This window comes from Modestobacter roseus, from assembly GCF_007994135.1.
Taxonomy (GTDB): Bacteria; Actinomycetota; Actinomycetes; order Mycobacteriales; family Geodermatophilaceae; genus Modestobacter; species Modestobacter roseus.
Genome location: NZ_VLKF01000001.1, coordinates 3054296 through 3066247 on the forward strand (window position 1 = coordinate 3054296; position 11952 = coordinate 3066247).

The 11952-nt window shown below is 73.3% G+C and carries 12 protein-coding genes and 3 tRNA genes; all 15 read right to left on the minus strand.

Annotated features, from left to right (window positions below; translation table 11 throughout):
* Positions 1 to 439 precede the first annotated feature (439 nt).
* On the minus strand, positions 440 to 829 hold the full coding sequence (gene rplL, locus JD78_RS14480; RefSeq protein ID WP_153359801.1) for a 50S ribosomal protein L7/L12: 390 nt from the start codon (positions 827 to 829) through the stop codon (positions 440 to 442).
* 17 nt (positions 830 to 846) lie between these two features.
* Positions 847 to 1452 (minus strand): 50S ribosomal protein L10, encoded by a 606-nt coding sequence (rplJ, locus tag JD78_RS14485; protein ID WP_153359799.1) that lies wholly within the window; start codon positions 1450 to 1452, stop codon positions 847 to 849.
* A 383-nt stretch (positions 1453 to 1835) separates the two neighbouring features.
* Positions 1836 to 2555, minus strand: coding sequence for a 50S ribosomal protein L1 (rplA, locus tag JD78_RS14490; protein ID WP_153359797.1), 720 nt, complete (start codon positions 2553 to 2555; stop codon positions 1836 to 1838).
* Positions 2556 to 2679: 124 nt separating this feature from the next.
* A complete protein-coding gene (gene rplK, locus JD78_RS14495) occupies positions 2680 to 3108 on the minus strand; it encodes a 50S ribosomal protein L11 (RefSeq protein ID WP_153359795.1) in 429 nt (142 codons plus the stop codon).
* A gap of 57 nt (positions 3109 to 3165) precedes the next feature.
* Positions 3166 to 4068 carry a transcription termination/antitermination protein NusG gene (nusG, locus tag JD78_RS22630; RefSeq protein WP_194290457.1) on the minus strand — a complete coding sequence of 301 codons (903 nt, stop codon included), beginning with the start codon at positions 4066 to 4068 and terminating at the stop codon, positions 3166 to 3168.
* 42 nt (positions 4069 to 4110) lie between these two features.
* The gene (secE, locus tag JD78_RS14505) at positions 4111 to 4581 is read right to left on the minus strand and encodes a preprotein translocase subunit SecE (protein ID WP_228395120.1); all 471 of its coding nucleotides are present in this window, start codon (positions 4579 to 4581) and stop codon (positions 4111 to 4113) included.
* 58 nt (positions 4582 to 4639) lie between these two features.
* Positions 4640 to 4715: transfer RNA gene (locus JD78_RS14510), tRNA-Trp, on the minus strand.
* Between the two features lie 268 nt (positions 4716 to 4983).
* A complete protein-coding gene (locus JD78_RS14515) occupies positions 4984 to 5409 on the minus strand; it encodes a MaoC/PaaZ C-terminal domain-containing protein (protein WP_153359792.1) in 426 nt (141 codons plus the stop codon).
* Complete coding sequence (locus JD78_RS14520; RefSeq protein ID WP_153359790.1) at positions 5406 to 5852, minus strand: MaoC family dehydratase N-terminal domain-containing protein; 447 nt, start codon at positions 5850 to 5852, stop codon at positions 5406 to 5408. The genes JD78_RS14515 and JD78_RS14520 overlap by 4 nt, the downstream gene beginning before the upstream one ends.
* A gap of 33 nt (positions 5853 to 5885) precedes the next feature.
* Positions 5886 to 6050, minus strand: coding sequence for a 50S ribosomal protein L33 (gene rpmG, locus JD78_RS14525; RefSeq protein ID WP_014742879.1), 165 nt, complete (start codon positions 6048 to 6050; stop codon positions 5886 to 5888).
* A 96-nt stretch (positions 6051 to 6146) separates the two neighbouring features.
* Positions 6147 to 6220 (minus strand) — tRNA-Met (locus JD78_RS14530).
* A 57-nt stretch (positions 6221 to 6277) separates the two neighbouring features.
* A tRNA-Thr gene (locus JD78_RS14535) sits at positions 6278 to 6350 on the minus strand.
* 93 nt (positions 6351 to 6443) lie between these two features.
* The gene (locus JD78_RS14540) at positions 6444 to 8984 is read right to left on the minus strand and encodes a putative bifunctional diguanylate cyclase/phosphodiesterase (protein WP_153359788.1); all 2541 of its coding nucleotides are present in this window, start codon (positions 8982 to 8984) and stop codon (positions 6444 to 6446) included.
* A 436-nt stretch (positions 8985 to 9420) separates the two neighbouring features.
* The gene (locus tag JD78_RS14545) at positions 9421 to 11544 is read right to left on the minus strand and encodes a hypothetical protein (protein WP_153359785.1); all 2124 of its coding nucleotides are present in this window, start codon (positions 11542 to 11544) and stop codon (positions 9421 to 9423) included.
* On the minus strand, positions 11541 to 11822 hold the full coding sequence (locus JD78_RS14550) for a hypothetical protein (protein WP_153359783.1): 282 nt from the start codon (positions 11820 to 11822) through the stop codon (positions 11541 to 11543). Before JD78_RS14550 ends, JD78_RS14545 begins: the two co-directional genes overlap by 4 nt.
* Positions 11823 to 11952 lie beyond the last annotated feature (130 nt).

Consider the following 11952-nt stretch of genomic DNA (forward strand, 5'->3'; position numbering starts at 1 on the left):
TCGTCGTCGTTGTCGGCGAGGCTGACCGCGGATGCCTGCCCCGTCAGTAGGGTCAACACAAGGTCGCCCGGAGCCGTTCCCGGGCACTCCTGCTGACCCGTCTCGACGGGCTGGCAGTCAGAGGGCAGCGCAACAGGAGACCCTACCCCTGATGCACGCCGGTGTCCACGTCGGGCCGCCGGTGCGGCGCGGAACACACCCGTCGGGGTGCCCGGCGCCCACCGTGGTCCCCGACGCCCGACCGGGACGCCGTGGCTCCCGGGACTCTCGACCGTGCGGGTGGGGTGTTGCCGCCCCCCGATGATGCCAGTGGACCGGCCGGGTGCGGGCAGGCACGCCGGGCGGCTGTGGATCGGCCGCCGAACGCCGCAGGGGCCGCCCTCCACGCGGAGGACGGCCCCTGTCGGGTCGTGCAGCCCGGCTCACGCCGGGCAGGGGGTCACTTGACGGTGACGGTCGCGCCGGCGCCCTCGAGGGCGGCCTTGGCCTTCTCGGCAGCGTCCTTGGCGACCTTCTCCAGGATCGGCTTCGGCGCGTTGTCGACCAGGTCCTTGGCCTCCTTGAGGCCGAGCGAGGTCAGGCCGCGCACCTCCTTGATGACCTGGATCTTCTTGTCGCCGGCAGCCTCGAGGATGACGTCGAACTCGTCCTGCTCGGCGGCGGCCTCGGGGGCAGCGCCACCACCGGCGGGGCCGGCGGCCGCGACGGCCACGGGAGCGGCGGCGGTGACCTCGAAGGTCTCCTCGAACTGCTTCACGAAGTCCGACAGCTCGAGGAGGGTCATCTCCTTGAAGGCGTCGAGCAGCTCGTCGGTGGAAAGCTTGGCCATGGTGTCTCCTTGGTGGGTCAGGCGTCGCTGGCCGCGGTGTCCGCGGCAGCGTCGGTGGTCTCGGGGGTGGTGTCAGCAGCAGCAGCTTCGTCGGCAGCAGGAGCGCCCTCGGCGGGCTTCTTCTCCTGCAGTGCCGCGGCCAGACGGGCGACCTGCGACAGCGGGGCCTGGAACAGCCCGGCGGCCTTGGTCAGGTTGCCCTTCATCGCGCCGGCCAGCTTGGCCAGCAAGACCTCGCGCGGCTCGACGTCGGCGAGGCGGGTGACCTCGGAGGCGTCGACCGTGCGGCCGTCGACCACGCCACCCTTGACGACGAGCGACGGGTTGGCGCGCGCGAAGTCGCGGATGGCCTTCGCGGCCTCCACCGGGTCACCTTCGACGAAGGCGATCGCGGTGGGGCCGTTCAGGAGCGGACCCAGGTCGGAGAAACCGACCGAGTCCGCCGCCCGCTTCGTCAGGGTGTTCTTGACGACGGCATAGCTGCTGCCCGCACCGAGGGAACGACGCAGCTCGGTCAGCTGCGCCACGGTCAGCCCGCGGTACTCGGTGAGCACGGCCGCGCTTGATGCCTGGAAACGCTCGGTGATCTCCTGGATCGCGGCGTCCTTGGCCTGCGTGGGCATGGGCCTCCTCTCGCTGTCGGGCGACCACCGGCCGGTGCGCGCTCGCACACGATCGGGGCCCGGAGACGAGGAACGCCCCGGCGCACGGCGCACGGGGCGAGGAAGGCCGGTGACCTCGGGACGACCCGGGCTCCGACGCTCTCATCGAACCGTCCACCTGCGCGGGCCGTCCGGTGATCCGGACCTTCGATCGCACGCGGACGTGCGACGACCAAGCGGTCATGGGGGGAACGGGGGGAAGACTACGGCATGGCCGGGGGTTTGCGCCAACCGCCTTCGCCACATCGCCCCTCGGGGACCCCGTCCGGCGTCAACACGCCCCCGGGACGACGGACGGCGCCGACCCCAGGAGGGGGCGGCGCCGTCCGGTGAGACCGTGTCGGTCAGGCGTTGGCCTCGTCGACGGTCAGGTTGCGGGTGCGGTTCGGGTCGACCGGGATGCCCGGGCCCATGGTCGTGGAGATGGTGACCTTCTTGACGTACCGCCCCTTGGCCGCGGAGGGCTTGGCGCGGAGGACCTCGTCGAGGGCCGCGGCGTAGTTCTCCACCAGCTTGGTCTCGTCGAAGGAGGCCTTGCCGATGACCAGGTGGAGGTTGGCCTGCTTGTCCACGCGGAAGTTGATCTTCCCGCCCTTGATGTCGTTGACCGCCTTGGTGACGTCGGGGGTCACGGTGCCGGTCTTCGGGTTCGGCATCAGGCCACGGGGGCCCAGGATGCGGGCGATGCGGCCGACCTTGGCCATCTGGTCCGGGGTCGCGATCGCGGCGTCGAAGTCCAGGAAGCCGCCCTGGATGCGCTCGATCAGGTCGTCCGAGCCGACCACGTCGGCGCCGGCGGCCTCGGCCTCGGCGGCCTTGTCGCCGGTCGCGAAGACGATGACGCGGGCGGTCTTGCCGGTGCCGTGGGGCAGGTTGACCGTGCCGCGGACCATCTGGTCGGCCTTGCGCGGGTCGACGCCGAGCCGGATCGCGACCTCGACGGTCGCGTCGTACTTGGTGGTCGACGTCTGCTTGGCCAGGCCGGCGGCCTGCAGCGGGCTGTACAGCCCGTCCGCGTCGACCAGCTCGGCGGCCTTGCGGTAGTTCTTGCCGTGCTTCGCCATGGTGGTGCTCCTTCCCCCCGGATCGGGGGTCGTGTGGTGCGCGGGCCGGCGAGGCCCTCCCACAGTTGCTGTCCGGGTCCGTCGGACCCGGTGGTGGAACGCCGCCGTCAGCCGGCGGCTTCCCTCACTGGACGGTGATCCCCATCGACCGGGCGGTGCCGGCGATGATCTTCTCGGCGTGGTCGAGGTCGTTCGCGTTCAGGTCGGCCATCTTGGTCTGGGCGATCTCCCGGACCTGGTCGCGCGTGACGGTGGCGACCTTGGTCTTGTGCGGCTCGCCCGAGCCCTTCTCGACACCGGCGGCCTTGAGCAGCATGCGCGCGGCCGGCGGGGTCTTGGTGACGAAGGTGAACGACCGGTCCTCGAAGACCGAGATCTCGACCGGGATCACGTTGCCGCGCTGCGACTCCGTGGCGGCGTTGTACGCCTTGCAGAACTCCATGATGTTCACGCCGTGCTGACCGAGGGCCGGGCCCACGGGCGGGGCGGGGGTGGCCGCACCGGCGTTGATCTGGAGCTTGATGACCGCGGTCAACCGCTTCCTGGGGGGCATGACTTCTTCCTCTTCCTGACTGACTGGGACGTCGTCGTCGTGGCCCGGAGGCCTCGACTAGATCTTGGCGACCTGGGTGAACGAGAGCTCGACGGGCGTCTCGCGACCGAAGATGGAGACCAGGACCTGCAGCTTCTGCTGCTCGGCGTTGATCTCGTTGATGGTGGCCGGCAGGGTGGCGAACGGCCCGTCCATGACGGTGACCGACTCGCCGACCTCGAACTCGACCGTGGGCACCGGGCCGGCCGCGGGCGAGCTGGTCTCGGTCGCCACCGCGGCCGGCTTCGCCGGGGTGTCGGCGACCAGCAGGTTGACGACCTCGTCGATGCTCAGCGGCGAGGGCTTCGACGTCGCGCCCACGAAGCCGGTGACCCCGGGGGTGTTGCGGACCGCGCCCCAGGACTCGTCGTTGAGGTCCATCCGGACCAGCAGGTAGCCGGGCAGCTTCTTCCGGTTGACCTGGGTCCGCTTGCCGTTCTTGATCTCGGTGACCTCCTCGGTGGGCACCTCGATCTGGAAGATGTAGTCCTCCATGTCCAGCGACGTGATGCGGGACTCCAGGTTGGTCTTCACCTTGTTCTCGTAACCGGCGTACGAGTGGATGACGTACCAGTCGCCGAACTGGGTGCGCAGCGTCTTCCGCAGCGCCTCCCGGGGGTCCTCGTCGGCCTCCTCGGCCGCCGCGACCGTCTCGGTGACCAGCGGGTCGTGGTCGAGCGCCGGCTCGGGCTCCGGGTCGCTGGCCAGGGTGTCCGGCTCACCGGACTCGACCGCGGGGACCACGTCGGAGACGCCGGTCTCGGTGTCCTGGTCGGTCGTGTCGCTGGACCCCTCGGCGGCGCCGGGCTCGTCGGCTCCGGTCTCGAGGTCGGCGGTGCCGCGCACGTCGAACCGCGCGTCGTCGAGGTCGGTGCCCTCGACGGCGTTGTCGGTCTCGAAGGGCTCGCGGGGGTCAGTCACGTGGTCTCTTCCTCCTGGGGTGTGGTGCAGCTCGCGGGGCGCTCAGCCGAAGACGGCGAGCACGCCCTGGGCGAAGACGATGTCCAGGCCGGCGACGAGCGCGACCATGACCGCCACGAAGATGATCACCACGGTCGTGTAGGTGATCAGCTCCTTGCGGCCGGGCCAGATGACCTTGCGGAGCTCCGCGACGACCTCGCGGAGGAACCGGCCGATGCTGCGCTTGTCGCGGAGCTCCTCGGCGCGCGCCCGCTCGGCGGCCGCCCGCGAACGGGTGCCCTCGCCGGTGCGCCCCTCGCCCGGCCGGCCGGCCGGGCTGCTGCCCGACCGCCCGGTGCCGCGCTGACGGCGGGTGGGCGTCGCGACGACCTTGTCCTCGTCGGTCTCGGCCTCGTCCGCGATCTCCGCCTCGGCGGCCTCGAGCTCAGCGGCGTCGTCGACACCCGGCGCATCGCGGTCGAACTGCTCGGCGTCGGGCCGGTCGCCGTTCGGCTCGCCGTCCTTGTCGCTCACAACGCCTCGCTCTGCTCGATGGATCGTCTGCGCCGGCTCGACGCCGGTCCTCGGTCGGTGGCAGGGGTGACAGGACTTGAACCTGCAGCCTGCGGTTTTGGAGACCGCTGCTCTGCCAATTGAGCTACACCCCTAGGAGCCCTGTCGGGCCGACCCGCCGGCCTGCCACGAGCACCGCTCGCGCAGGACGTCTGGAGTCCGTCAGGAACACCCGCCCGGGACCGGTCCGCCTCGCAGCGGTACCGGGCCCCAGAGGGTCCCGGGGCACGCCGGTGGCGGGGTCAAGCTGGCCCCAGGCTGACGAGTGTACGGGACCGGCAGGAGCACTGGCCAACACGGCCGGGCCCGACCCCTCCGGCCGGGGGGCGCGGACACGCCAGGGAGCCTCCTCGGTCGAGGCGCTCAGGCGAGGGCGACGACGGCCCGGGCCAGGGAGAGCACCTTGTCGCCACCGCTGGTGACCGTGAGGTCCACCCGGACCCGCCCGTCGTCCAGCAGTGCGGCCACCCGCCCGCGGACGGCGACCTCCGCGCCGGCGTCGTCGTCGGGCACGACGACCGGGCGGCTGAACCGCACGTGGTAGTCGACCACCGCACCCGGGTCGCCCGCCCACCCGGTGACGGCCCGGGCCGCGAGCCCGGCGGTGAGCATCCCGTGGGCGATGACGCCGGGGAGGCCGACCTCGCCGGCCACCCGGTCGCTCCAGTGGATGACGTTGAAGTCGCCCGAGGCGCCGGCGTACCGGACCAGGTCGGCACGGGTGACCCGGGAGACCTGCTCGGGGAGCTCGGTGCCGACCACGACGTCCGCGGCCCGCAGCCGGCTCACGCGGCGCCCCGGACGACGAGCATCGAGCGGGTGGTGCAGACCGGCTCGCCGTCCTCGGTGGCCAGGTCTACCCGGGTGGTCAGCATGTCGTTGCCGGCGACCGACCGGACGGCGTCGATGGTGGCGGTGGCGACCAACCGGTCACCGGCCCGGACGGGGCGGTGGTGGGTGAACCGCTGCTCGCCGTGCACCACGCGGCTGTAGTCGATGCCGACGTCCGGGTCGCCGACGACGACGTTTCCGGCCCCGAGGCTCAGCACGATCGCGAAGGTGGGCGGCGCGATGACGTCCGGGTGCCCGAGCGCCCGCGCCGCGGCGGGGTCCCGGTAGGCCGGGTCGGGGTCACCGAGCGCGGTGGCGAACTCGGCGATCTTCTCCCGGCCGACCTCGTAGACGACGGAGGGCGGGTAGCTGCGCCCGACCAGTCCTGGGTCCAGCGCCATGCTCCCGCCCTCTCGCCTCGACGTCCGCTGGGGTCAGCGGGTCTCGCGGTGCACCGTGTGCTTGCGGTCCGTCGGGCAGTACTTCTTCAGCTCGATCCGGTCGGGGTCGTTCCGCCGGTTCTTGCGGGTGATGTAGTTGCGGTTCTTGCACTCCTGGCACGCCAGGGTGATCTTCGGACGGACGTCAGTGGCGGCCATGTGTGCTTCCTCGCCTTGTTCTGGTCAGTGGGTGGTGCCCGCGCCCAGCAGGTGCTGAACACGACGACGGACCCCGAGAACGGGGTCCGTCTGGAGTAGCGGTGACCGGACTTGAACCGGTGACACAGCGATTATGAGCCGCTTGCTCTACCAGGCTGAGCTACACCGCCGGGCGACCGTGCGGCCCGGTCTCGCGACTGGACCGGTGGTCGGTACTCGATCGTACGAGCCCCTTTACGGAATCGAACCGTAGACCTTCTCCTTACCATGGAGACGCTCTGCCGACTGAGCTAAAGGGGCCTGCTCCGAGGAGCCGTGGAGAACTGTACCTGATGCCTCCGGCCGCTCTGCAGGGGCCCGCCGCGGGCCTGCGAAGCGGTCAGGGGAGCCCGCTCAGGTGCGGACGAACAGCCGGCGGTGGGTGCCACCGGGCGCCGCGGTGCGCACCCCGGTGCGCGCCAGCAGCCACCCCTCGAGGCGGTCCTCCGGCAGCGGCCGGCTCACCAGGAAGCCCTGCACCTTGTCGCAGCCCATCTGGGCCAGCAGGTCGCGGGTCACCTCGTCCTCGACGCCCTCGGCGACCACCCGGAGACCGAGGTTGTGCGCCAGCTCGACGATCGACCGGGCGATGAACGACTCGTTCTGGCTGGTCGACATGCCCAGCACGAAGCTCTTGTCGATCTTCAGCTCGTCGATGGGCAGCGCACGCAGCTGGGAGAGCGAGGAGTAGCCGGTGCCGAAGTCGTCCATCGACAGCCGCAGCCCGAGCGCGTGCAGGTCGGCCAGCACGGTGCCGTTGCGCACCGTGTCGTCGACGACGCTGCCCTCGGTGAGCTCCAGGGTGAGCAGCTCCCCCGGGACGCCGTGGTGCCGCAGCGCGCGGCGCACCCGGTCGACCAGGTCCGGCTCGGCGAGGCAGTGCGCGGAGAGGTTGACCGCCACCGACAGCGCGATGTCCTGGTCCAGCCAGCGGCGGCAGCGGTCCAGCGCCCGGTCGAGCACGTGGTCGGTCAGCGGCCCGATCCGGCCGATCTGCTCGGCCAGCGCGATGAAGTCGTCCGGGGGCACGTCGCCGTAGCGGGGGTGCGACCAGCGGACCAGGGTCTCGACGGAGACGATGTCGGACGTCCGGGTCTCCACGATCGGCTGGAACACCACGGTGATCTGGCCGTCGGCGATCGCCGACTCCAGCTCGGTGCCCAGCTGCAGGCGGCGGAGGCTCTGCTGGTCCAGCACCGGGTGGTAGGTGGCGACGCCGCTGGAGCCGTGCGCGGCCAGCAGCGCGACGTCGGCCCGCTGGATCAGCGCGCCGGCGTCCGACCCGTGCACCGGCGCGGCGGCGACCCCGATGGTGAGGGAGACCTCCAGGTCCAGGCCGGCGACCTGGGCGCGGGTGGACGCCGCCTCCCGCAGCCGGCGGGCGGCCCGCTCGGTGGCCGCGAGCGACAGCCCGGGCAGCAGCACGGCGAACTGGCCGCCCTCCATGCGGGCCAGCACGGCCTGCGGCGGGGCGTGCTCGCGCAACAGCCCCGCGGTGACCATCAGCAGCTCGTCACTGGCGGCGTGGCCCAGCGTGTCGGTGACGTTGGTGTAGCCGTCCAGCGCCGCCAGCACCAGGCCGACACGGGCGGTCTCGGGCTCGGCCCGCAGCAGCGCGTCGATCTCGGCCGCCAGGCGCTGCCGGTTGGGCAGCCCGGTGAGCCGGTCGTGGTCGGCGTCGTGCCGGATCTGCCCGAGCAGCTGCTGCTGCCGGATCGCCGCGTTGACGTGGGTCAGCATCGACTCCAACGCCGCCCGGTCGGCGGCAGCGAAGGTGACGCTGTCGCTGCGCCGGTCGCAGACCTCGAGGTAGCCGGGCTCGCCCGCCGCGGTGACCACGGCGGCGCCGAGGGCCTCCCGCGCTCCCCGGCGGCCCAGCGCGGCGAGCTCGTCGGCGGAGGCGCGAGCGGCCGAGACCAGTACCGCGCCCGTGCCGTCCGGCGCAGTGGCCCGGCGACGCAACAGGTCGTCGGGGTCGCCCGGGCCGTCGTACCAGCCGAGGTCGCCGTCGGTCGCATCGACGAGCAGCAGCGGGCCGTCGTCCAGGTAGGGCGGCAGCCAGAGCGCCACCCGGTCGGCGTTCAGCAGCTCACGGACCGCGCGCACGATCTCCTGGGTGCCCGCTTCGTCCGGGCTCACCAGCTCGACCCGGCGGGCGAAGTCGTAGACGCGCTGCACCGTGCGCCGCTCCCGCGCGGCGCGCGCCGACTGCCGGAAGATCGCCAGGGCGCCGAGGAGCATCGGCAGGATCAGCACCCAGCTCCACGGGGTCATCCGGACGAGCAGCAGTGCGATCACCGCGACCACGACGCTCAGGGGCGCGAAGAGGGCATTCGGCAGGGCCGCCGCCCAGAACGGCCGGCTCGGGAAGCCCTCGGTGAGCGTGATCGCCAAGCAGACCCCGGCCATGCCCACGAGGTTGGCGCTCAGCACCGCCAGCACCAGACTGGCCCAGCTGAGCGGCTCGATGAGCTCCAGTGGTGGGAGGAGTGCGAGCACCGCCAGCGCGGCACACAGCTCCAGCACCGCGATCCCGGAGTTGAAGGCGAGCTTCGCCGGCGGGTTGCTCCGGATTCCCATGACAGCCAGGACGGCCACCACCCGGCAGACCGCGGTCCAGGCGCCGCCCACCTCGACCAGGCCGACCACCAGCGGGATCTCGGTGGGCGACAAGGAGATGGTCTGCCGGCGGAACTCGACGTCCAGCTGGGCGGACTCGGTCAGCAGGAACGCGACCAGCAGGGTGAGGACGGCCCAGGGAGACGGATGAGCCCAGTTCCCGGGCAGCACCACGAGCGCGACGAGTGCGGCGGCGACCAGGGTGAGGACGCCGATCGTCCCGGGACGGTGCAGAGGGGAGGTCCCCCGCTGCTCGGGGACCGGCTGAACGGCCAACGTGAGCCTGTCTCTAGAGGAGGCTGGTCGGGCGACGGTAACAGCGTGCTCGGCGCCCTGGAGGGCTCGTCTCACCCCGTCGGGGCGGCCCGGGGACGGGCCCGCCCCGACGTCACGGGCGCGTCGTCAGCGGGTCCACTTCCAGCCGCGGGTCCACTTCCAGCCGCGGTCGGCGGTGGCGGTACGGACGACGGAGGTGCTGGTGGAGCTGGACATGACGTCTCCTCGGGGCATGACGGTCTGCTCTGTCAGTTCTCGCTGAGCGGCAGCGGCCCACGCGGGGGCAGAGCGTCATCCGGCAACACACCGCGTTGATCACATTGCAGAAGGTCACTCGATCGGGCAAGTCCATCCACTGCCGTGTCGGAATTTTTCGCGGTGTCGTGACTGAGAGTCACGAATTCAGGGGTCGATGGTGTCGATCGGGTGAACCACCTCAGCGGGGCCCCACAGTCGGGCGCGGGCGGCGCTCCCGCTCGGAGGGAGGGCCGAGCGCATCGGAGACCAGCCCCTCGACCACGTCGTGGAGAACGGCTCCGGCCGTGCTGCCGGTGTACCGGGCCGGCAACGGCGGGAGGGTCAGGACGGCCGAGGTGCGGGTGAAGCCGGCGCTCCCGGCCTGGACGGCGGCCCGGCCGGCCGGCGTGCCCACGCCGGACGGCCGCACGCCGGCGGCACCCGTGACGACGGCCGCCGCCAGCCTCGCGGCGTCCTCGGCGGTGTGCACCGGCCCCGTGTCGGGCTCGAACCGGATCCGCCCGTCCGCCTGCAGGAGCACCGCGCCGACGTCGACGACGACGCCCGCGGGAACGCCGACCTTCGCCTTCCGGACGAGGTCCACCGGCGCGGTCAGCAGGTCGTAGGTGGCGGTCCACGCCCGGGTGTCGACGACCTCCTCGGCGAAGCGCAGGGCGTACCGGGCCCGGTGCCCGAACTCCTGGACGGCGACCAGGGCGCCGGCCGTCTCGGCGCGGTGCTCCCCACCGAGCGCCAGCCCGCCGACCAGGCTGCTGGTGAGCCGTTGCTCGGCCGGGGGCTCGGTGAGCAGCAGCCCGAGGCCGCGCAGCCCGGTGTCCTGGGCCGGGGACAGCGGCTCGCCCGTGCCGGCGGCGGCGAGGTCGCCGCGGACCAGCTCCGACCGGTCGGCCACCAACATGCCGATCGCGCCCGCCAGCTGACCGAGCGCCTCGAGGTGCACCGGTTCGCCGATGCCCAGCGGCCCGCTCCCCCGCCCGGGGGCGCCGAGCGCGGCGTCGGCCGGGTCGAGCCCCTGGCCCAGCGCCTGCAGTGCCTGCCTGGCGAGGTGGTCCGTGTCGGTCGCGTCGCCGGCCAGCGCGATCAGCGCCGAGGCGGTCCAGCCGTCGTCGTCGTGCACCCGGCGCAGCAGGCCGGCCCAGGCGAGGGAGGTGTGCAGCAACCGGCTCGCCGCGTCGGCATCCCCGGCGCCGACGATCGCGGTGAGCGCCGCCGCCACCGGGTCAGGCCGCCCGGCCGGGACCCGGTCGACGGCGCGGTGCCCCTGGACCGCCTCACGTTCGAGCAGGTGCCTGCCCCAGGCGGCGACCAGCGCCGCCCCGGCGCCCGGCGCGGCGAGCACCACCCCCATGCCGACCGCCGTCTCGTCGTGCCGCGGGTCCGGGTCGTGCAGCGGCAGCGTCACTGCGCTGAGCACCTCGCGCACCCGGGGAGTGGGCTGGGCTCCGGCACCTGCGGAGGTGAGCGCGGCCGCCAGCAGCCCGGCGAGCGGCGCCTCCTCGCCCGTGCCGGCCTGCTCGGAGAGCAGCGCGAGCAGGAAGGTGAGCCCGTCCGCGCCGAGCGCGGCGACGAAGGCCTCGGCCACCGCCGGCACGGCCACCGCCTCGGCCCACCGGAGGGCGGCGTCACGGGTGTCCGTGGCGGCGTCCGGGCCGGTCAGCTCGGCCGCGGCGCGGACGCCCATCGTGGTCAGTGCCCCGTCACCCCAGCCCGGCAGGAGGCCGGCCAGGTGCACGGTGACGTCGGTGACCGACCTCGATCCACCACTCCCTGCCACTCCCTGACCGGCAGCGGCCAGCACCCCGGCCGCCTCAGCCGCGTCCCGCTCCAGGTCGGCGAGGAGTGCCGCGTGCTCGGCCGCCCGGTCGCCCTCCGCCACGACGAGTCGGGCGGCCAACGCCTCGGCCCGTCCCCGGGCGGTCTCGTCACCGGTGCGGGCCGCGGCGAGCAGCCGGCCGAACTCGGCACGGGCCTGCGCGACGTCGGCCTCCTGGTCCTCGCGCAGGGCACGCAGCCGGGCCAGGGCACCGAGCCAGCCGTCGTGGTGCTCCCGCAGCCGGCCCGACACGACGGTCAGGGCGTGGTGCAGCCCGTCCGCGACACCGAGGGCCGCCGCCACCTCGCCCGCCGCGACGCGCGCGTCCTCGCCCTGCCAGCCGGTGAGCACCGCGGCCGGTCGGAGCAGGTGGACCGCCAGGCCGGCGGTGAAGGCGGCCGACCCGAGCTCGTCGAGGACCGCACCGAGCGCGGTCACCGATCCCGGCGGGTCGGGCAGCTCGACCGGCCTCGGCAGGGTGGCGGTCACCGGGGCAGTCCCTCCCCTGGTACGGGCCGCACCGAGCCGTCCAGCCCGAGCCAGGAGTCCGCCGCGGCGGCCACCGCACCGCCGAGCCAGGTGAGCTCGGCCGCCAGGCACCCGGCGGCGGTGCGGAGGACCTCGGTGCACGCGGTCACCTCCGGGCCCACCGGGCCACCGACCGCGCCGCCCAGCAGTGCCTGCCCGGACGTGCCGACCTGGCCGGCCGCTGCCCCCAGCACCTCCGCCAGCTCGTACAGCCGGGCCGGGACCACCTCGATGACCATGGCGGCAGTCTGCGGGCTGCGCCGTGCCCGGCCGGGCGTCGTCCACAGGCTCCCCTCGGCCACCCGGGCCGGACGGGGTGGTCGTCCACACCACCCACAGGCGCCGTCCACAATCGGTGGACAACGGTGC

Bases quoted from the DNA above. Each gene is read 5' to 3' on its own strand.
- rplL (WP_153359801.1), bottom strand. From the start codon at position 829: ATGGCCAAGCTTTCCACCGACGAGCTGCTCGACGCCTTCAAGGAGATG.
- rpmG (WP_014742879.1), bottom strand. From the start codon at position 6,050: ATGGCCGCCACTGACGTCCGTCCGAAGATCACCCTGGCGTGCCAGGAG.
- JD78_RS14550 (WP_153359783.1), bottom strand. From the start codon at position 11,822: ATGGTCATCGAGGTGGTCCCGGCCCGGCTGTACGAGCTGGCGGAGGTG.
- rplJ (WP_153359799.1), bottom strand. From the start codon at position 1,452: ATGCCCACGCAGGCCAAGGACGCCGCGATCCAGGAGATCACCGAGCGT.
- rplA (WP_153359797.1), bottom strand. From the start codon at position 2,555: ATGGCGAAGCACGGCAAGAACTACCGCAAGGCCGCCGAGCTGGTCGAC.
- JD78_RS14520 (WP_153359790.1), bottom strand. From the start codon at position 5,852: ATGGCGCTGGACCCAGGACTGGTCGGGCGCAGCTACCCGCCCTCCGTC.
- rplK (WP_153359795.1), bottom strand. From the start codon at position 3,108: ATGCCCCCCAGGAAGCGGTTGACCGCGGTCATCAAGCTCCAGATCAAC.